The sequence below is a fragment of the Lysobacter sp. DMC104 genome (assembly GCF_056313665.1).
In genome coordinates, this window is record NZ_JBQUZW010000003.1 from 227,494 (window position 1) to 245,750 (window position 18,257).

Consider the following 18,257-nt stretch of genomic DNA (forward strand, 5'->3'; position numbering starts at 1 on the left):
GGATCGCGAATGCGATGGGAAGCGGGTGCGGGAACCGGCGGCGGACGCGAGGTCGCCCTCGATTCTCGTGGCCCGGACTACTTGTTGTCCACCTGCAGCACGGCGAGGAAGGCTTCCTGCGGGATCTCCACCCGCCCGACCTGCTTCATCCGCTTCTTGCCTTCCTTCTGCTTCTCCAGCAGCTTGCGCTTGCGGCTGACGTCGCCGCCGTAGCACTTCGCCAGCACGTTCTTGCGCAGCGCCTTGACCGTGCTGCGCGAGATGATCTGCGAGCCGACCGCGGCCTGGATGGCCACGTCGAACATCTGCCGGGGGATCAGATCCTTCATCTTCTCGCACAGCTCGCGACCGCGGCGGTCCGCGTGGCTGCGATGGACGATGATCGACAGCGCGTCGACGCGGTCGCCGTTGATCAGCGTGTCCACGCGCACGAACGGGCCGGCGTCGAAGCGCAGGAAGTGGTAGTCCAGCGAGGCGTAGCCGCGCGAGACCGACTTGAGCTTGTCGAAGAAGTCCAGCACCACCTCGGCCATCGGCAGCTCGTAGCTGATCTGCACCTGGCTGGCCATGTAGGTGATGCCGATCTGCACGCCGCGCTTCTCTTCGCACAGCTTGATGATGTTGCCGATGTAGTCGGCCGGGGTGAGGATGTTCGCGCGGATGATCGGCTCGCGGATTTCCTCGATGTGGTTCACCGGCGGCAGCTTGGCCGGGTTGTCCAGCGGCATCACGCTGCCGTCGGTCTTCAGCACTTCGTAGACGACCGTCGGCGCGGTGGTGATGAGGTCGAGGTTGTACTCGCGCTCCAGCCGCTCCTGCACGATCTCCATGTGCAGCATGCCGAGGAAGCCGCAGCGGAAGCCGAAGCCCATCGCCTCGGAGCTTTCCGGCTCGAAGCGCAGCGCGGCGTCGTTGAGCTTGAGCTTCTCCAGCGCCTCGCGCAGGTCCGGGTAGTCCTCGGCGTCCACCGGGAACAGGCCGGCGAACACGCGCGGCTGCATTTCCTGGAAGCCCGGCAGCGGCTCCGGCGCCGGGTGCTGCGCGCTGGTCAGGGTGTCGCCGACCGGCGCACCATGCACGTCCTTGATGCTGGCCGTGACCCAACCCACCTCGCCGGCACCGAGCTTCGGCAGCACCTTGCGCTTGGGCGTGAACACGCCGACGTTCTCGACCTGGTGCCAGCGGCCGGTCGACATCACCAGCAGCTTGTCGCCGGGCTTGATCTCGCCCTGCATCACGCGCACCAGCGAGACCACGCCGAGGTAGTTGTCGAACCAAGAATCGATGATCAGCGCCTGCAGCCGGTCGGTGTCGCGCGGCTTCGGCGGCGGGATGCGGTGGACGATCGCTTCCAGCACGTCCGGCACGTTGAGACCGGTCTTCGCGCTGATCGCGACGGCGTCGGTGGCGTCGATGCCGATGACGGCCTCGATCTCGGCCTTCGCCCGCTCGGTGTCGGCGGTCGGCAGGTCGATCTTGTTGAGGATCGGCACCACCTCGAGGCCCTGCTCCACCGCGGTGTAGCAGTTGGCGACCGACTGCGCCTCCACGCCCTGCGCGGCGTCGACCACCAGCAGCGCGCCCTCGCAGGCGGCCAGCGAGCGGCTGACTTCGTAGCTGAAGTCGACGTGGCCGGGAGTGTCGATGAAGTTGAGCTGGTAGATCTGCCCGTCCTTCGCCTTGTACGGCAGCGACACGGACTGGGCCTTGATGGTGATGCCGCGCTCGCGCTCGATCGGGTTCGAGTCGAGCACCTGCGCCTCCATCTCGCGCGCCTCCAGGCCGCCGCACAGCTGGATGATGCGGTCGGCAAGCGTCGACTTGCCGTGGTCGACGTGGGCGATGATCGAGAAGTTGCGGATGTTCCGCATGGGGTCGGACATGGGGGCGTGGGCCGGCCTTCGTGGCCGCTCGGGTCAAACGTTGGATTATCGCACAGGGCGCGCGTGGCCCGGCGGACGGCCGGACATGCCGACGGCGGCCCGGAGGCCGCCGTCGGCGGGGAAGCACGCCCGGAATGGCGTCGGGCGGGGCCGATCAGCCCCGCTTGTCGGGCGTCACCGGCACGAACTGGGTGGCACCGCCGCGGCGGACCAGCAGCATCACCGTGTCGGCGTCGTCGACCCGGGCCAGTTCGCGATCCAGGGCCGAGGCGCTGCCCACCGGCGTGGTGCCGACGCGCAGGACGATGTCGCCCGGGCGCAGGCCGGCGCTGCGCGCGGCCTTGCCCTCGATCCGGGCGATGGCCACGCCCTCGCCGGCACGCAAGCCGAGGTCGCGGCGCTCGTCGCCGCCGAGGTCCTGACCGATCAGACCCAGCGCATTGCCCTTGCCGGTGGCGGCCGCCGGCTTGGGCTCGGGGCGATCCGGGCCGCCGGCGACACGGTCGTCGTCCAGCTTGGTGAGCGTCACGCTGCGCTCGATGGTCTTGCCGTCGCGGATGATCGACAGCTTCGCGGTCGACCCCGGCGCCATCCCGCCGATCACCGGCGGCAGGTCGCTGGAATCCTCGATCGCCACGCCGTCGACCGAGCGGATCACGTCGCCCGGCTGCAGCCCGGCCTTGTCCGCCGGGCCACCGGGGCGCACGTCGTTGACCAGCGCGCCGCGGGTGTCGGGCAGGCGGAAACCCTTGGCGGCATCGGCGTTGATCGCGCCGACCACGACGCCGATCTGGCCGCGGCTGACCTTGCCGCTGGTACGCAACTGCTGGGCCACGTTCATCGCCACGTCCATCGGGATGGCGAAGCTCACGCCCATGTAACCGCCGGAATTGCTGAAGATCTGCGAGTTGATGCCGACCACTTCGCCGCGGGTGTTGAGCAGCGGGCCGCCGGAATTGCCGCGGTTGATCGCCACGTCGGTCTGGATGAAGGGCACGTAGCGCTGCTCGGCGTTGGCGGCGCGGCCGACCGCGCTGACGATGCCGGCGGTGACCGAATGATCGAGGCCGAACGGCGAACCGATCGCCACCACCCACTGGCCGGGCTTGAGCGCCTTGGAATCACCGCCGCGCAGGTACGGCAGGCCGCTGGCGGGGATCTTCAGCACCGCGACATCGGACTGCGGGTCGCTGCCGACGACCTTCGCCTGGAATTCGCGGCGGTCGGACAGCTTCACCTTCACGTCGGTGGCGCCTTCGACCACGTGGTGGTTGGTCAGCAGATAGCCGTCCTCGGAAATCAGGAACCCGGTGCCGATCGACACGCTTTTCGGGCCGTCGGGACCACCGGGGCCACCCTCCTCGTCGTCATCCTGCCCCTGCGGGCCGCCCGGACCACCCGGCATCGGCATGCCCGGGCCGAAGAAACGGCGGAAGAACTCCGGCATGTCGTCCTGGTCGGGCATGCCGGCGATCGCGCGGCCGCCACCGGCGGAACCGGTAGCTTCGATGTTCACCACCGCCGGGCCGACGCGGTCGACGAGCTGGGTGAAGTCCGGCAGACCGGTCACCAGTGGCGCGGCCGGGGCGTTGATGGCTTCGGCGGCGGTGGCCGCGACGGCCGTCGGGGTCTGGCGGGCGACGGTCGGCAGCACGGTCGTGGCCGCAGCGGTCGCCGCGGCGGTCACGGCGACGAGGGCGAACGTACGGGTACGGGGGTTCATCGGGGAATCGTCCTCGAGGAAGGGGTTGCAGGGATTGGAACGTCCCGCATCGCGCCGGTGCACGACACGGAAGGAAGTCGCTCAGGGCGCGTCGGCGGCGGCCGGCACCGGGGCCAGTCGCGGTGGTTCGACGCGCGCCGGCAGCATCGGCTGCGGCAGGAAAACCGGATGGCGATCCAGCGCCGCGCCGGCGTAATCAGCGGTCAGCGGGCCATTGCCGGAGGTGCCGGGAACCAGCGCACGCGGCCACGGCTTGATCACGATCGCGTCGTCCGTCGAGCGCTTGGCCGCGTCGGCGGAAGCGACCATGACGCCGGTCGCGCGCTCCGCGGCAGGACGGGGATTCGCGGCGAGTCCGCGATCGGTCGCGAGGATCTGTTCCGCGGCCATGCGATGCGATCTGTTGCCGCGCGACCCGGCGACCGCGGCCGCCGTCGCCAGCGAGGCGACGCCGGCGGCGGCATCGGGCAGGCCGACCGGCGCGGTGCCGTCGGGATGCGGCAGCGCCACCTGCGCGGGCGGCACCGGCGTCGAGGCGCCGCCCGTGGTCGCGGCGACCGGGGGCGGCACCGTGGTGGCCGGCGACGGCGTCGGCGAGGTCGGCATGCGGCCGGCCAGGAAGGCGGCCAGGGCAACCGACGCGGCCAGCGCGGCCCCGCCGCCCCAGCGCACGAGCGGCAGGCGGGTGAACGAGGTCCGCGAGGCCGCTTCGGCCTGCGCGGCGGACTGGGCGATGTCGTCGGCGATGGCGCGACCGACGCGCTTCGAGAAATCGTCGGGTAGCGCGCGTGCGCATTCGCCGCGCATCGCGTCGCCGTAGTACTGCCAGTGGGCCCAGCTGTCGGCGAGCGCGTCGTCGTGCTGCATGCGGCGCAGCAGGAAGCGGGTCTCGTCCGCGGAAAGTTCGCCGTCCATCATCGCCGACAGCTGTTCGCGAAGCAGGTCGCGGGCGTCGGTGTCGAGGGCGGGCATGGCGTGCGTACCGGTCATGGGTGTCGTCGCGATGAAGGCGTGGAGCGTGGAGAGGGATCGAACCGGGAAGCCGACCGCGGAGGTCAGCGGGTCGCGCGGGCGCGGGGATCGACGGCGTCCATCAATGGCCGCAGTTGCGCATCGATGGCTTCGCGGGCGCGGAAGATCCGCGATCGCACGGTGCCGATCGGACACTGCATCTGCTGCGCGATCTCCTCGTAACTCAGCCCTTCCACCTCGCGCAGGGTGATGGCCGCCCGGAGCTCTTCCGGCAAGGCTTCGACCGCGCGCATCACCGTTTGTTCCATCTCTTGTCGCATCAATTCGCGCTCCGGAGTGTCGTTGTCGCGCAGGCGCAGGGCCGACTCGAACTGCTCGGCATCGTCGATGTCGATGTCCTCGCCCGGCGGCCGGCGCTTGTGCGCGACCAGATGGTTCTTCGCGGTGTTCACCGCGATCCGGTGCAGCCAGGTCGAGAACTGGGCGTCGCCGCGGAAATTGCCCAGCGCGCGGTAGGCGCGCAGGAACGTTTCCTGGGCCACGTCCTGGGCCTCGCTCCAGTCATGGACGTAGCGTCCGATCAGCGCCACCACCCGGTGCTGGTACTTGCGCACCAGCAGGTCGAAGGCCGCGCTGTCGCCGCGCTGTACCCGCCGGACCAGTTCGAGGTCCACGTTTTCGGTCATCGTCTCGGCCACCGGCCGGCTCTCCTGGCAATGGATCGTCCGGCGCGGGGGCCGGTCGTTCCGACAATACACGCGGGAGGAAGTTCCCGGACCCGCCGGAGGTCGTGCTTCCGGCTGCGTGCAACACCCGTTCATCTGGGGGGCGGGGACCGCCGGCACAAGCCGTCGCGGCCGGGATGCGGCACATTTGACGCGGTCCCGGCCGTCTCGGGATCATAGACTCCATTCTCCAGCGTATGGATCGACCCATGACCACGCCCCAGCCCGGCCTCGACGGCCTGCGACTCCGCCACTGGAAGACCGACCTGCGCCCGGACGGCGTGCTCGTCCTGTCTTTCGACCGCGAAGGCGAATCGGTGAACAGCTTCGGCCAGGACGTGCTGATCGAACTCGGCACTCTGCTCGAACGCATCGTGCTGGAACCGCCGAAGGCCATGGTGCTGCGCTCGGCCAAGGCCAAGGGCTTCATCGCCGGCGCCGACATCCGCGAATTCCAGGAGTTCGATCGCAAGGGCACCATCGGCGATTCCATCCGCCGCGGCCAGACGCTGTTCCAGCGCATCGCCGACCTGCCCTTCCCCACCGTCGCCGCGATCCACGGCTTCTGCATGGGCGGCGGCACCGAAATCTCGCTGGCCTGCACCTACCGCGTGGCCTCGACCGACCCGTCCACCCGCATCGGCCTGCCCGAAGTGAAGCTGGGCATCTACCCGGGCTGGGGCGGCAGCGTGCGCCTGCCCCGGCTCGTCGGCGCCCCGGCCGCGATGGACATCATGCTGACCGGCCGCACGCTGTCGGCATCCGCGGCGAAGGCGATGGGGCTGGTCGACCGCGTCGCCGCGCCCGAGGCGCTGATCGACACCGCCGCCGCGCTCGCGCTGAAGGGCACCGAACGTCCGTTCAAGCAGCGCTTCCTCGGCTGGATCACCAACACCCGGATCGCCCGCCAGATCCTGGCGCCGCAGATGGTGAAGCAGGTCGCCCGCAAGGCGCGCAAGGAACACTACCCGGCGCCGTTCTCGCTGATCGAGACCTGGCGCCGCAGCAGCGGCAACCTGCAGCAGTTGCTCGATGCCGAGCGCAAGTCGGTGGTGAAGCTCGCCGGCACGCCGACCGCGCGCAATCTCACCCGCGTGTTCTTCCTGCAGGAACGGCTGAAGGGCCTGGGCGGCAAGGATCACGGCATCGCGCACGTGCACGTCGTCGGCGCCGGCGTGATGGGCGGCGACATCGCCGCGTGGGCCGCGTACAAGGGCTTCAATGTCACCCTGCAGGATCGCGAGCAGCGCTTCATCGACACCGCGATGAAGCGTTCGCAGGAATTGTTCGCCAAACGCGTGAAGGACGAGAGCAAGCGTCCCGAAGTCGCCGCGCGGCTGGTGTCCGACCTCGCCGGCGACGGCGTGGCGAAGGCCGACCTGCTGATCGAGGCGATCATCGAGAAGCCCGAGGCCAAGCGCGACCTCTACACCACGGTCGAGCCGAAGATGAAGGCCGACGCGCTGCTGACCACCAACACCTCGTCGATCCCGCTGACCGAATTGCGCGAACACATCGCGCGCCCGGCGCAGTTCGCCGGCCTGCACTACTTCAACCCGGTTGCGCTGATGCCGCTGGTGGAGATCATCCACCACGACACCATGGCGCCGGAGACCGAGAAGCGCCTCGCCGCGTTCTGCAAGGCCATCGACAAGCTGCCGGTGCCGGTGGCGGGCACGCCGGGCTTCCTCGTCAACCGCCTGCTGTTCCCGTACATGCTGGAAGCCGCGACCGCGTTCGCCGAAGGCATCCCCGGCCCGGTCATCGACAAGGCCGCGGTGAAGTTCGGCATGCCGATGGGCCCGATCGAGCTGATCGACACCGTCGGCCTCGACGTCGCCGCCGGCGTCGGCGCCGAACTCGCGCCGTTCCTCGGCCTGCCGATTCCCGCCGCCCTCGCCTCGCCGCCGGAAGCCGGCAAGCGCGGCAAGAAGGACGGCCAGGGCCTGTACAAGTGGGTCGACGGCCGCGCGCAGAAGCCGGAAATCCCCGGCGACTACAAGGCGCCCGAGGATCTGGAAGATCGCCTGATCCTGCCGTTCCTCAACGAGGCCGTGGCAGCGCTGCACGAAGGCGTGGTGGCCGACGCCGAACTGCTGGATGCCGGCGTGATCTTCGGCACCGGCTTCGCCCCGTTCCGCGGCGGCCCGATCCAGTACATCCGCGACACCGGCACCGCGCCGCTGCTGGCCCGGCTCAAGGCCCTGCAGGACAAGCACGGCGACCGCTTCGCCCCGCGCCCGGGCTGGGACAACCCCGCACTGCGCAACGGCTGATCCGGGTCGCCGGAACGCCACGACGAGAACCCCGCTCCGGCGGGGTTTTTCATGGCCGCTTGCCAAGCCCGGCGGGATTGTATAACGTGCGTTATAACTACAATCCATGAGGGTGCCATGAAACTGAAAATCACCACCGTCGGCAACTCCGCGGGCGTCATCCTGCCCAAGGAACTGCTGGCCCGCCTGCGCCTGGAGAAGGGCGACGAACTGTTCGCGCTGGAAACCCCCGGCGGCATCGTCCTGACCACCTACGACCCGGAACTCGCCGCGCAGATGGAAGTGGCCGAGCAGATCATGCGCGAGGACCGCCTCGTGCTGCACAAGCTGGCGCAGTGAGGAGGCATCCATGATCGTCTGGATCACCCAGCGGCTGGCCCTCGCCATCCACGATCGCCAGCTCGCCGAACACGGCGGCGGCACCGGCGTGCGCGACCAGGCCCTGCTCGACTCCGCCCTCGCCCGTCCGCAGCAGTTGTTCGCGTACGGCGACCCGCCTCCGGACATCGCCGCGCTGGCCGCGAGCCTCGCGTTCGGCCTCGCCCGCAACCACCCATTCGTCGACGGCAACAAGCGCACCGCGCACGTCTGCTATCGCGTGTTCCTCGCCCTAAACGATGCAGAACTGGTCGCCACCGACGAAGACAAGTACATCGCGATGCTGCGCCTCGCCGAAGGCAGCCTCAGCGAAGCCGAATTCGCCGACTGGCTGCGCCCCCGCCTCGTCCTGTCCACCGCCGACAGCGTCAACGAACCCCGCGCCGCATACCGCTGACCCCGCTTTTCCGTAGGAGCGCCGGGAGGCGCGACCAAAGCCCGGCAGACCTCCCCTGTGGGAGCGGCGTGAGCCGCGACAAACCCGCCGCCACCTCCCGCCGCGCCCTACTTCCTCACCATCCCCAACACCTCCGACGCCGGCACCGTGATCCGCGGCAGGTGCGCATCGTCGATCCCGCCCGGCGGCGCGAGGTAATACTGCGACCCGATCCGCGTCAGCACCTCGACATCGTCGAGCACGCCCATCTCCACACCCTCGCGATGGTCCGGCGTGCACACCCGCTCCGGCCACCCCGCATGCACGATGTCGCAGCCCCGCGCCGTCAGCACCAGATCGACGTGGCGCATCATCCCGAGACCGAGCGTGTTGGCGGTGGCGTCGACGAACAGGAATGGCAGGCCTGAATACAACAGCACGCCACCCACCATTAAAAAGCGCGGCGCCATCACCTTCTGCTTGGGCGCGCGCATCGACATGTACCAGACCCAGTGCACGAAAGGTGTCAACACCGGCACGCTGATCACGGCCACCCAGAAGGCCGGGCCGCTGCCGTTGAATCCGTCGACTGTCACGAACAGCATCAACAGGAAGGGCCATGCCGCGAGATACAGCGTGAACAACAGCACCCACTGCCACACGGGCCTGCGCAATTGCAGCAGGCCACGCTGCACCCAGCCGGAATCAGCGAGGAAAAAAGACAAGATCAGCAAGGCACACGAAACACCGAACAGGATGCTGAAGCAATGCGACGTCCAAGCGAGCTTCCACTCCGCGCCTGCGAGCACCAGGCTGACGTAGATGGCCAGGGCCATCACCGCGGCCGTCAGAAACGAAAGAAAGGACCCGGACCGAAACGACCAACCGAGCACACGGCGATGGGCCACCGACATCGACTCCCGCGACGGCGCAGATACCGGCGACCGCAACGACTTGCGATGAACTGTTGCTTCGACTGCACCGTCCGTTGCCGTACGCCGCTTCCGCGGCGGCGGCAGCAACACCGATGCCCTCACCCACGTCGCGATCATCAACACCGGCAACAGCATCAATCCGGAAAACGCGATGACGCCCGCAACAAAGAACAACACGAACGCCCCCAGCACCGCTCCCAGATCCGCGAAGGACAGCGACGGCAGAAACCCGATCCGCCAGAAGTGCAAGAGCAGCAGCAACCCACCCGCACCGGGCACGAACCACTGCCAGTTGCCCGAGACCCACGTCAGCGTCGACCGCAGCGGCGACGCGACCGCGTTCTCGCCCGCCTCACCCGCCGCCGAAGCGACCGCTGGCCTTTCAGATTCCCGATCACGACCTTCCGACATCACGCCCCCTCCCTGTCACCATCACCACGCCCGACACAACACCGCCCTCACAGCCCCACTGTGGGAGCGGCGTGAGCCGCGACACCCGCCAACCTCTCCTGTGGGAGCGACGGGAGTCGCGACGAACCACCGCAAACCTCTGTAGGAGCGCCGGGAGGCGCGACAACCCGCTGCCCGCCCATCACGCTAACTGGCAAATTTCACTCCCCATCCAATACCTGCGGCACATACACCCGTTTCAACGGCAGGATGCTCTTGTGCTGCGAGTCGAACTGCTCGTAGTGACCGAAGATCAGGTCGACCAATTCATCGCCATCGATCAATCGCAGATTGGCCTTGCTCGACTCGAAATTCCGCGACGCCGGGCTGAAGGTGCCGAGCGTGATGAACAGCCCGTATTCGCCCGCGGACAGCTTGCCGTACAGCGCCGACACATCCTTGTCCGTCACCGTGCCGTCGCCGCTCTTCACCTGCACCTTGATGATCGGCGGCTCGATGCCGAGGTGGTCCTTGTGCGCGATGACGTCCACGCTCGGTTCGTTCTTTCGCGTCAAACGCGCGTGGTAACCCATGCACTGCAGCAGGTGTACCACGAACGACTCCAGCGGCAGGCCCTTCAACTCCTGCGAGAGCCGCTTCAGGACGAACACCCGCGTGGTGTCTTCGATCTCGTCCGCCACCGCGCCCACCGTCGCATCCTGGTCCACCGGAACGGCAGCCACGGACTTGCCTTCAACCGCACCGCGGAACTCGTCCGCGTAGTTGCGCACCTGGAACAGGCTCAGCGCGGAACCGATCTCGTAGAGCGCCCCCTGCGAAAAATCCAGTCGTGACCGATCCTTCAGCCAGGTCACCTTGCGGCGATGCGGATAGCCCTTCTCCCCGCTCGGGTCGAAACGGTACGGCCCGTCGATCCGCCCGATGTAGACGCGCTTGTCCTGCTTGGAGGGGTACACCACCAGATCGCCCGGCTTCATCTCGTGCAGGAACCGGAACGGCACGCCCGACACCGTGGCGATGCCGCCCTTCTTGGCATCCGGATACGCCTGCACGTAGCGCTGCTTGAACGCCTCGCGGTCGGCGGGCAGCGAGGACAGGTCGCCCATCGCATCCCAGCCGATGGCGATACAGCCCTGCTTGAGGAACAGGTGATCCGCATCGCCGGTACGGCCGGCGTGGATGCCCCAGACAACGTCACTCACGGCCCATCCCCCTGAATCGATTTGGCGTAAAGATGCTTCTGGAAGCCGACGAAGATGGCGCGTATCCGATCCGGATCGCCCAGCGCGTCGAAGGCGTCATTCAAATCCCGATACCGCAACTTGAGCAGAGGCGACAGCTTGTCCTGCTCCAGCTCATCCACGCCCTGCGCAACGTACTGCGACAGCACGAAGTCGACGAAAGCACGCTGCGGGTCCGTCAATGCCTGCTCCGCCGCTGTCTTCGCGGCCTGCGCCCGCCGCTCGCGGGACACGGGTTCGGCAGCAAACGAAACGTGGGCCAGCACGTCGAACAAATCGCTGTCCTCCGCATCGATGATGGCCTGCATCTCGATCAGCGCTTCGTGGCCGAATCCCTTGTCCGCAAGTCCCTCCAGCAAGGCCTTGCGGGTCTGCGGGTCGCCCCAGAGCCGACGCAATTCGTCCTCGTCCCGGAAGAATTCCGGCAACGCGCCGAACAGCGCTTCGAGGAACTGCGCCGACGACATCGGCCGGCCATCCGCGCTCCAGTAAGTCGTCGCCATCATGTGCTGGATGCGGCGCGACTTGCCATCGGCCAGCTTGATCCTGACCTTCTCCGGCCGGGGCACGGACGGCGGCTTGCCGTCGGGCGGATCGGCCGGCGGGTCTGCCACGCGTCCGCCGCGCGGCTTCTTGTCGCCCGGCTCGACCGGTTCGCCGTCCCACTCCGGATCGCTGAAATGGTGATGCGCCTTCACGAAATCGTAGATCGTGAAGTAGTCCTTGCCTTCGTACAGCCGCGTGCCCCGGCCGATGATCTGCTTGAACTCGATCATCGAGCCCACGGGCCGCATCAGCACGATGTTGCGCACATTGCGCGCATCCACGCCCGTCGACAGCTTCTGCGAGGTGGTCAGCACGGTCGGGATGGTCTTTTCGTTGTCGCGGAAATCGTGCAGGTACTGATCTCCCAAAGCGCCGTCGGCGGCGGTCACGCGCACGCAGTACAGCGGATCGGGACTGGTCTTCATCTGGTTGATCAGGTCGCGCACCGCAAGCGCGTGATCCTGCGTGGCGCAGAACACGAGGGTTTTCTGCCGCTGGTCGATGAGATCCATCATCAGGCGGACGCGATAGACCTCGCGCTCGCGGATCTCGATGATCCGGTTGAAGTCCTTTTCCTCGTAACGCTTGCCGGCCTCGACCTCGCCCTCGATCACGCGGTCGTCCGGCGTGTAGACGTATTCGTCCAGTGTCGTGGCGATCTGCTTGACCTTGAACGGCGTCAGGAAGCCGTCGTTGATGCCTTCCTTCAGCGAATACACGTAAACGGGTTCGCCGAAGTAGCGATAGGTATCGACGTTGTCCTTCCGCTTGGGCGTGGCGGTCAGGCCAAGCTGCACGGCGGGCGCGAAGTAGTCGAGGATGTCACGCCACGTGCTTTCGTCGTTGGCACCGCCGCGGTGGCATTCGTCGATGATGATGAAGTCGAAGAAGTCCTTGGCGTATTCGCCGAAGTACGGCGAGGGCTGGCCATCCTTCGGCGGCCCGCTCATGAAGGTCTGGAAGATCGTGAAGAAGACGGCGCCGTTGCGCGGGACGGCGCCCGCCTTGGCGATCGAACCGGGTTCGATCCGCACCAGCGCGCGCTCTTCGAAGGCCGCGAACGCATTGAAGTCGTTGAACGCCTGATCCGCCAGCGTGTTGCGGTCCGCAAGGAAGAGGATGCGCGGCTGACGGGCACCGTCGCGTTTCAGGGACCAGCGCGCCTCGAACAGTTTCCACGCGATCTGGAACGCGATCGAGGTCTTGCCCGTGCCGGTCGCCAGCGTCAGCAGGATACGCTCCGCACCGTCGGCGACTTTCTCCAGCACGCGCTGGATGGCGGTCTCCTGGTAGTAGCGCAGGTCCCAGCTGCCGCTGCGGTTCTCGAACGGCACCGCGGCGAAGCGGTCGCGCCAGACATTGCGCTCGGCGAACGTCAGCGCCCAGAGTTCGTCGGGCGTCGGATAGGCAGCGACGTCGCCCTCCTGCCCGCTCTGCATGTCGATGCGGTAGATCGCCTGCCCGTTGGTGGCGAAGGTGTAACGCAGTGCCAACTTCGCGGCATAGGCCTTCGCCTGTCCGACGCCCTCGGTGTACGGCCGGCCCCAGGCCTTGGCCTCGATCACCGCAAGCTTGGTGTTGCGGTAGACCAGCACGTAGTCGGCAATCTCCGGCCTCGCGCGACCGCCGCCCTGCAATCGCCCGAGCGTGATCCGGTGCTCGCGCAGGACCCGGCTGCCTTCCACCACGCCCCAGCCCGCCGCCTTGAGGGCGGGATCGATGTGTTCGGCGCGGGTCTCGGCTTCGTTCATCTTGTTCCGTCCATTGGATCAAAACCCGATCAAAAATTCAGGCTCACTAGGAACATCGTAAGCATCTGATTTCATTAAGCCGCAGCCGTAAGCATCGGACAAAGGACGGCCCCGGATCAAAACCCGATCAAGAAAGTCAGGCCCAGTGCGGCACATAGCCTGCTCACAGGTGCTCGCGAGACTCGCATGCTCGTGAGCCCAAGTGACATACCCAGCAGAGGATCTAATCTTAGCCATCCTTGCTCGCCCTTAGAGTTGCCCAGTGAAAGCTTGATGAAGAAGGGCTTTTTTTAACTCTTCAATAGCGGCCAATTTATCCCTGAATGTCGCCTGCAGTCGCTGTACATTTCCCCTCATCATCAGAACGTCATCGACGATTGCTCGCTGACTATCCAAATCAGGCACAGGCACGGGCAGATCACGAAGATCCTCGATATTGATGCCCGTATATGCAGCCCCTTTCTTTACTCCGGCAAGCCATTCTTGGGTCGTGCGGGAACCGATCCAGAATGACGCATATTCTGGGTTCAAAACGGATGAATCCACAGGGACGACTGCCACCTCTCTGGAGACATTCCAGCCCGCCATTTCATACGGCACGACGGCCACACCGCCCAGAGTACCTCGAACGTTCACAAGCACTTCGCCACCTCTCAGAATCGTTCTCGAATACTCCGAAGACAGGTCTTGAGAAATCAGCTTCATGCCATTTGTGTCGATCGAAAGCCAACGCACGTTGCTCGTACGCAGACAGGGAACGCCATCTTCTACAAAATCACCTAACTTAATGACTCCGTACGTGATTACACGATGGCGATCACAGAGATCAACTAAGCGCCTTCCCGCCAGCCTCCCAACCCGCAACTCAAACAAGCTTTGCATGAAGGCATCGAACAGCTCGCTTGCACTGTGCAGACTCTTCTCGGCATTGGCCTTGGCGGTGGCAATGCCATCGAAGGCCTCGTCTAGGATGGCGACGATGCGGCGCTGCTCGGATAACAGAGGCACCATCACCGGCAACTCATGGACTTCATTTCTATTAATACCAGGCTTGACGCCTTTCGCCAGAGCAGGCAAGTTCAAAGTCTTCAAAAGGTAATACAAGAAGCGCAGGTCATAACAATCACGATCGAATTGAGCGAAATAGGTAACATCTAGCGGCCAATATTTTTCTTCAGTCAGCGCAATCTCACCAGCAGAACCCTTTCTGCCAATGACTATGCTGGGTTTTCCTTGATAAAACCTGTCGCTACGATCTTTCTCGCCATTAGCACCATAGACAGGAAATGCTCCCTGCGGATTTCGATCTCCCGGCGAAAGTGGTTTTCCGTACTCCAATCGAAGAACATCTCCAAGTTTCTTGGACTCCCATGAGGCCATCACGCCACAAGCTCCCGAACCTTGGCCAGCAGTTCAGCACTCTCAGCATCCAACGCCGCAATTTCATCCAGAATTTCCTGCGGCTTTCGCAGCACCACCGCATCACCCCCGTTCGGGTTCTTGACCGACAGATCCCAGGTCGCCGTGTCGATGTCCGCCACATCCACTGACCAGCTCTGCGCAGATGCGGCAAAGGACTTCTGCTTGTCGACAAAGTCGGCCAGATCGTCGTCGTTGAGCGGGTTGGTCTTGCCCATGTTGCGGCCCGGGTTCAGCTGGTAGTACCAGACCTTGCGCGTCGGCGCGCCCTTCTCGAAGAACAGCACCACGGTCTTCACGCCCGCGCCCAGGAACGTGCCGCCTGGCATGTCCAGCACGGTGTGCAGGTTGCAGCTTTCCAGCAGCAGCTTGCGCAGGCTGGTGGAGGCGTTGTCGGTGTTGCTGAGAAAGGTGTTCTTGATGACGATGGCCGCCCGGCCGTGCGGCTTCAGCGACTTGATGAAGTGCTGCAGGAACAGGAATGCGGTTTCGCCGGTCTTGATCGGGAAATTCTGCTGGACTTCCTTGCGCTCCTTTCCGCCGAACGGTGGGTTGGCGAGGATCACCTCGTAGCGGTCACGCTGCTGGATGTCGTTGATGTTCTCGCCCAGCGTGTTGGTGTGGATGATGTTGGGCGCCTCGATGCCGTGCAGGATCATGTTCATGATCCCGATGACATAGGCGAGGCTCTTCTTCTCCTTGCCGAAGAATGTCTTCTTCTGCAGGGTATTGAGGTCGGCGGCCTTCTGCGCCTTCGGCAGCAGATGGTCGAAGGCCTCGCACAGGAAGCCGGCCGAGCCGCAAGCACCGTCGTAGATGCGCTCGCCGATCTTCGGGTCGACCACCTTGATCATGGCGCGGATCAGCGGGCGCGGCGTGTAGTACTCGCCGCCGTTGCGCCCGGCATTGCCCATGTTCCTGATCTTGGCTTCGTACAGGTGCGACAGCTCGTGCTTCTCGGTCTGCGAGCGGAAGCGCAGTTCGTCGACCAGATCGATCGCGTCGCGCAGGCTGTAGCCGCTCTGCAGCTTGTTCTTGATCTCGCCGAATACCTCGCCGATCTTGTATTCGATGGTGTCCGGGCTTTCCGCGCGCTGCTTGAACCCGGCCAGGTACGGGAACAGCTTGCGGTTGACGAACCGCAGCAGGTCGGCACCGGTCATCGCCTTGTTGTAGTCGATCCTGCCGTCCTTGCCCTTGGGCGCGGCCCAGGCCTCCCAGCGATAGGCCTTGTCGATGATGTAGTCGTAGCGCTTGCCTTCGAGCTTCGCCTCGTTGGCCTTGTCCTGTTCGAGGGCGTCGAGATATTTGAGGAACAACAACCACGAGCTTTGCTCGGTGTAGTCAAGTTCGCTGGTGCAGCCAGCATCCTTGTGCAGAACATCGTCGATGTTCTTGAAAGTCTGTTCGAACACACGTTTTCCCGCCTTTGCATCGAAGCCGGAACTTTAACGCTTCCATGCGGGCACAGCACCCGCCGGGGCACGGGCCTGAGCAGCAGATCCCTTCGCACGCTACGCGGGTGTTCGGGATGACGGGGTTGCGGGTGCGATGGCTCGTGTGTCGGCTGTGCCTGCATGCGCGGGAAGGGTGCGGCTTCGATCGTCGCGACTTCCGTCGCTCCCACGGGAGGGGCTTGTCGCGGTTGGGGTCGCGCCTCCCGGCGCTCCTACAGGGAGGGCGGCCGCGGCGGTGTCGCGGCTCACGCCGCTCCCACAGAAAGCGCGACGCGGCGTTGCGCCCTCCCCTTCAAGGGGAGGGCCGGGGTGGGGATGGGGTGCGCGCATTGACCGGTCGCGCGCGGCGGGGCTAGAGTCGCGGCAGGTGCTGAACACACCTGTCTCGAAGCGGTCGCCGCACCCGTAAGTCCTGCGGTTTTTTTGCGCCCGTCATTCGCCAAGCAGGCGAAGGGCGCGCATCTTCCGTGGCCGGGTGTCCGCAGCCATACAACACCCGCAAGGGGAAATCTGCGGGCCGTCTTCGAGCGGTGTTCAAGCACCCGGCCGCCCTCTCTGAACAAGAGGGCGAAATCGAACACATCTCGAAGGGCATCACCATGACCACCACTTCCCGCTCCATCGGCCGGCCCACGCGCCGGTCGCCCGTGCCGTCGCCGCAGCCGGACACGCGGCAGCTCACCCTCACCTATTCCAGCTACCAGCATCGCCGCGACGGCTTCAGGGTCGGCAGCCGCCGCTTCCCCGTGCTGCGCCTGGGCGGTGTGTGGCTGGAGCGCGCGGGCTTCGCCCCGGGCCAGCGCGTGCAGGTGCGCGTGGACGCCGGCCGGCTGGTGATCGAACCGGCGGGCTGACGCCCTCCCCTGCGTCGTCGCGGTTCTTGTGGGAGCGGCGTGAGCCGCGACACCGATCGCGGCAGACCTGAACTGTAGGAGCGCCGGGAGGCGCGACCACCGCCGCGGCAGACCTTCACCCCATCCCCACCCAAACCCTCCCCTTGAAGGGGAGGGCTTCAACGCCGGGCTTCGGGGACGGACAAGCGCGCTGAGGACGCCTGCCGGCGGCCCGCTCCGACTGTGGGAGCGGCGTGAGCCGCGACATGGCTGCGGCAGCCCCCCTTGTAGGAGCGCCGGGAGGCGCGACCACAGATGCGGCACGCCTCACCTGTGGGAGCGATGGGAGTCGCGACGAACTCAGCGGCAGACCTTCACCCCATCCCCACCCAAACCCTCCCCTTGAAGGGGAGGGCTTCAACGCGGGGCTTCGGGGCGGGCGCGGCGATTGCGGCGCCCGCGGGGGCGTCATTGCCCCTCGAAGGGGCATCGATGGCAGAAAAAGCGGCATCGATGACATTCAAAGGGTCGACATCGACCCTCAAAGGGTCGTCGATGACGAAAAAAGCGGCATCGATGACGGTCAAAGCGTCGGCATCGACGCTCAAAGAGTGGCCGATGGCGAAAAAAGCGGCAGCGATGACGCTCAAAGCGTCGACGTCGACGCTCAAAGGGTCGGCGTTGCACCAAAAAGGGGCGTGCATGCGGCTTCGAGGGCCGACGTTGCCGCTCCGAGGGGCACGCGTGGCGAAAAAAGCGGCAGAAGTCGAGTCGCGATCGGGGAAGATTGCCCGTTCGAGGGGCAGCGGTGGCGGAAAAAGCGGCATCGCTGCGGGTTGGAGGGGCAACGTCGGCCGTCCGAGGGGCAGCGATGCACCAAATTGGGGCAACGGTGGGGGTTGGAGGGGCAAGGGGTTGGCGGGGGGCACAAGGCCGGGGGTGTCAGATTTTTTGTGTGATCGGGGTGGGGAGGTCTGCCGCTTCGGTTGTCGCGACTCCCGTCGCTCCCACGGGAAGGGTCTGCCGCGAGCTTGGTCGCGCCTCCCGGCGCTCCTACAGAAGCAGGCTTGCCGCGGCGGGTGTCGCGGCTCACGCCGCTCCCACAAGGGGGCGGGAAGGCTTGCCGCCACGGTGCGCGACTCTGTTTTTCTCCCTCCCCTTCAAGGGGAGGGCCGGGGTGGGGATGGGGTTGCCGGGAGGCGGGGACGCCGGGAGCAAGGGCGTCATCCTCGCGCATGCGAGGACCCAACGCTTCGGGCGATCAGGCTTGGGTCCTCGCGTGCGCGAGGATGACGGTGGGGTGTTGAGCCGGTGCGGGTGGCGAGGGGCTG

Annotated in this window: 14 protein-coding genes; 4 read left to right on the top strand and 10 right to left on the bottom strand. The window is 66.1% G+C overall.

Translation table 11 applies throughout. From position 1 onward, the window contains the following. Window positions 1-77 precede the first annotated feature (77 nt). The 4 genes from lepA to rpoE all read right to left on the bottom strand — a co-directional run bounded on the left by lepA (window position 78) and on the right by rpoE (window position 5,264). Window positions 78-1,871: a translation elongation factor 4 gene (gene lepA, locus ACT53R_RS05990; protein WP_476171125.1), complete on the bottom strand. Its 1,794-nt coding sequence runs from the start codon at window positions 1,869-1,871 to the stop codon at window positions 78-80. 166 nt (window positions 1,872-2,037) lie between these two features. Next, on the bottom strand, window positions 2,038-3,606 hold the full coding sequence (locus tag ACT53R_RS05995; RefSeq protein ID WP_476170933.1) for a Do family serine endopeptidase: 1,569 nt from the start codon (window positions 3,604-3,606) through the stop codon (window positions 2,038-2,040). A gap of 81 nt (window positions 3,607-3,687) precedes the next feature. Next, on the bottom strand, window positions 3,688-4,596 hold the full coding sequence (locus ACT53R_RS06000) for a sigma-E factor negative regulatory protein (protein ID WP_476170934.1): 909 nt from the start codon (window positions 4,594-4,596) through the stop codon (window positions 3,688-3,690). Between the two features lie 65 nt (window positions 4,597-4,661). Beyond that, on the bottom strand, window positions 4,662-5,264 hold the full coding sequence (gene rpoE, locus ACT53R_RS06005; protein ID WP_476170935.1) for an RNA polymerase sigma factor RpoE: 603 nt from the start codon (window positions 5,262-5,264) through the stop codon (window positions 4,662-4,664). Between the two features lie 248 nt (window positions 5,265-5,512). Here rpoE and ACT53R_RS06010 point away from each other — a divergent pair, with 248 nt between their 5' ends. The 3 genes from ACT53R_RS06010 to ACT53R_RS06020 all read left to right on the top strand — a co-directional run bounded on the left by ACT53R_RS06010 (window position 5,513) and on the right by ACT53R_RS06020 (window position 8,354). Then, the gene (locus ACT53R_RS06010; protein WP_476170936.1) at window positions 5,513-7,579 is read left to right on the top strand and encodes a 3-hydroxyacyl-CoA dehydrogenase NAD-binding domain-containing protein; all 2,067 of its coding nucleotides are present in this window, start codon (window positions 5,513-5,515) and stop codon (window positions 7,577-7,579) included. Window positions 7,580-7,696: 117 nt separating this feature from the next. Then, the gene (locus tag ACT53R_RS06015; protein WP_476170937.1) at window positions 7,697-7,918 is read left to right on the top strand and encodes an AbrB/MazE/SpoVT family DNA-binding domain-containing protein; all 222 of its coding nucleotides are present in this window, start codon (window positions 7,697-7,699) and stop codon (window positions 7,916-7,918) included. Between the two features lie 10 nt (window positions 7,919-7,928). Beyond that, entirely contained in the window at window positions 7,929-8,354 is a 426-nt protein-coding gene (locus tag ACT53R_RS06020; RefSeq protein WP_476170938.1) for a type II toxin-antitoxin system death-on-curing family toxin, read from the top strand. A 107-nt stretch (window positions 8,355-8,461) separates the two neighbouring features. On the opposite strand, the gene ACT53R_RS06025 is transcribed toward ACT53R_RS06020, so the two are convergent. From ACT53R_RS06025 to ACT53R_RS06045, 5 genes are all read right to left on the bottom strand, one after another. Then, window positions 8,462-9,679 (bottom strand): hypothetical protein, encoded by a 1,218-nt coding sequence (locus ACT53R_RS06025; protein WP_476170939.1) that lies wholly within the window; start codon window positions 9,677-9,679, stop codon window positions 8,462-8,464. Between the two features lie 200 nt (window positions 9,680-9,879). Continuing rightward, the gene (locus tag ACT53R_RS06030) at window positions 9,880-10,881 is read right to left on the bottom strand and encodes a restriction endonuclease (protein WP_476170940.1); all 1,002 of its coding nucleotides are present in this window, start codon (window positions 10,879-10,881) and stop codon (window positions 9,880-9,882) included. Then, entirely contained in the window at window positions 10,878-13,217 is a 2,340-nt protein-coding gene (gene hsdR, locus ACT53R_RS06035) for an EcoAI/FtnUII family type I restriction enzme subunit R (protein WP_476170941.1), read from the bottom strand. The genes ACT53R_RS06030 and hsdR overlap by 4 nt, the downstream gene beginning before the upstream one ends. 249 nt (window positions 13,218-13,466) lie before the next feature. After that, entirely contained in the window at window positions 13,467-14,597 is a 1,131-nt protein-coding gene (locus ACT53R_RS06040) for a restriction endonuclease subunit S (protein WP_476171126.1), read from the bottom strand. Further along, window positions 14,597-16,051 carry a class I SAM-dependent DNA methyltransferase gene (locus tag ACT53R_RS06045; protein ID WP_476170942.1) on the bottom strand — a complete coding sequence of 485 codons (1,455 nt, stop codon included), beginning with the start codon at window positions 16,049-16,051 and terminating at the stop codon, window positions 14,597-14,599. The genes ACT53R_RS06040 and ACT53R_RS06045 overlap by 1 nt, the downstream gene beginning before the upstream one ends. Window positions 16,052-16,692: 641 nt before the next feature. Here ACT53R_RS06045 and ACT53R_RS06050 point away from each other — a divergent pair. Next, window positions 16,693-16,947, top strand: a complete 255-nt coding sequence (locus tag ACT53R_RS06050; RefSeq protein ID WP_476170943.1) for a SymE family type I addiction module toxin — start codon at window positions 16,693-16,695, stop codon at window positions 16,945-16,947. Window positions 16,948-17,300: 353 nt separating this feature from the next. On the opposite strand, the gene ACT53R_RS06055 is transcribed toward ACT53R_RS06050, so the two are convergent. Further along, a complete protein-coding gene (locus ACT53R_RS06055; protein ID WP_476170944.1) occupies window positions 17,301-17,630 on the bottom strand; it encodes a hypothetical protein in 330 nt (109 codons plus the stop codon). Window positions 17,631-18,257 lie beyond the last annotated feature (627 nt).